Annotated in this window: 3 protein-coding genes; 1 reads left to right on the top strand and 2 read right to left on the bottom strand. The window is 72.1% G+C overall.

Going from position 1 to position 1,852, the window contains the following annotated elements; all coding sequences use genetic code 11:
• Positions 1-153: 153 nt before the first annotated feature.
• A complete protein-coding gene (locus tag JF597_RS54665; protein WP_294014622.1) occupies positions 154-495 on the bottom strand; it encodes a hypothetical protein in 342 nt (113 codons plus the stop codon).
• A 176-nt stretch (positions 496-671) separates the two neighbouring features.
• Here JF597_RS54665 and JF597_RS54660 point away from each other — a divergent pair, with 176 nt between their 5' ends.
• A complete protein-coding gene (locus tag JF597_RS54660; protein WP_294014619.1) occupies positions 672-1,535 on the top strand; it encodes an ATP-binding protein in 864 nt (287 codons plus the stop codon).
• Between the two features lie 6 nt (positions 1,536-1,541).
• Here JF597_RS54660 and JF597_RS54655 read toward each other — a convergent pair.
• Positions 1,542-1,852: crosslink repair DNA glycosylase YcaQ family protein (locus tag JF597_RS54655; RefSeq protein ID WP_294014616.1), on the bottom strand; the 311-nt coding region annotated here is incomplete at its 5' end.

Genomic DNA, 1,852 nt, shown 5'->3' with positions numbered 1-1,852 from the left:
ACCGTCGAGGTGGTCGAGGACCCGCTGACCGACGCCCGCCGCCGCTGCGCCCCGGTGCGCTGACCCGCCTTGAGCTGCCCGGCAGGGACACCTCTTCGCTGAGCCGCGTGCACGAGGTGCACACGTGTGCACCTGGTGCACACGTGCCCAGGACTACACCCCTCCCAGCCGCTCGCGGACGAGGAACTTCGGGACGCACATCGCCCACGCGTCGCAGACCCGCTCCTCCATCTCGTCGTCGTCCAGCAGCGCGATCCGGCAGGCCACCCAGTTGAACCGCAGGTCGGAGGCGCCCGGCAGGAGGTACCGGTCGTCGCGTGCGACCAGGTCTGCCCGCTCGTCGCGCGGGAACGCGAAGCCCATCAGCGTCTCGTCCCGGCTGAAGGCGACGTAGACGAGCTGCTTCACCCGGAACTTCACGCGGTCGCGGATGAGGTGCTCGGAGGTGCGCGGCAGCGTCAGCGCCAGGCGCCGGACGTCCTCGAGAGCGGCCACCCCCCGATTGTCGGTGGACGCACCGACACTGCAGGTGCCACCCTGTCCGACTCCCGCTCCCGAGGAAGGACCGATCGCGTGACGCGCCTGTTGCCCCACCGGTACCTACCGGTGCCCGCACCGCGCTGACGCGTGGAGTCCTGCGGGCACCCGACCTTCTTCGGAGTTCCCGCACCATGACGACCCACGACCTGCTGTCCCACTTCTGCCTCGAGAACGCCTACGAGGTCGGCCGCTTCCTGCTGCTGCGCGAGCACGTGCGCCGGGCCGACCCGCTGCTCGTCCTGCGCGACCTCCGGGGAGCCGTCACGCCCGCTGCCCTGCCGGAGCGGGCCCGCCTGGTGAGCACCGTCCGGCAGGAGGCCTCGAGCGACGTCGTGGCGGAGGTGGACGGCGTGCTGGTGCTGCTGCACTGCTACAAGGCCGGCGGCTCCGCCTGGGCCAGCGGCGCCGACGAGCAGGCCGTGACCCGGGTCCTCGACGAGATCGGCGCCCGGGTCGTGCGGGCCCCGCTCCCCCGCCAGGTCGAGGTCACCTTCACCGACCAGTGGAACACCCGCAACGTCGACCTCGACGTGCGCCCGTGGCCGGAGATCGAGCACCTCTACACGCCGGCCGTCAGCGCGACGCTCGGCTCGCTGATGAGCCACGTGGGCAGCCCGGACGAGGCCCGCCGGCTGCTGCTGTGGCACGGCGCGCCGGGGACCGGCAAGACCTCGGCGATCCGCGCGCTGCTGCTGGCCTGGCGGGAGTGGGCGGACGGCATCGTCGTCACCGACCCGGAGGCGCTGCTGGGCGACGGCCGGTACCTGCGCCGCGTGGTCCTGGACGCCGACGACGAGGAGGACCGTTGGCTGCTGCTGGTCCTGGAGGACGCCGAGTCGCTGCTGCACAAGGGCACCGGCGGCAAGGGCATGGCGAAGCTGCTCAACCTGGGCGACGGGCTGCTGGGCCAGGGACTGCGCTGCCTGTTCCTCATCACCACGAACGAGCCGCTGACCGCGGTGCAGGAGCCGGTCGCGGTGGGTCAGTACCTGTAGAGGCTGCTACCTCGACAAGAAGTGCTGCACGTCGGCGTACTCCTGCTCGAGCGCCTTCGTCACCGCCCGGCTGAGCGGGGCGAAGGGCTCGAGCTCGCCGGTCGACACCGTCCACGTCGCGACGGCCCGGCCACGCACCAGCGCGATCGGCTTGAAGATGCCGTTGACGGTGACGACCGAGCTGTTCCCCTGCAGCACGTCCTCGCGGGACGCCCAGCCGAGCAGCAGCTCGTCCCAGGGCCCGAGCAGGGTCGGGCCGGGCATCGGAGCGTCGTACGACGGTCGCGTCAGGTCACGCAGTGCGGCGCGAGCGTCCC

It is taken from the genome of Streptomyces sp., from assembly GCF_019510245.1.
Lineage (GTDB): Bacteria > Actinomycetota > Actinomycetes > Streptomycetales > Streptomycetaceae > Streptomyces.
The sequence above is the reverse complement of the archived record's forward strand: the minus strand, read 5'-3'. Positions and strand labels throughout refer to the sequence as shown.

Coding starts and splice junctions, on each gene's coding strand:
- JF597_RS54660 (WP_294014619.1), top strand. CDS start 672: ATGACGACCCACGACCTGCTGTCCCACTTCTGCCTCGAGAACGCCTAC.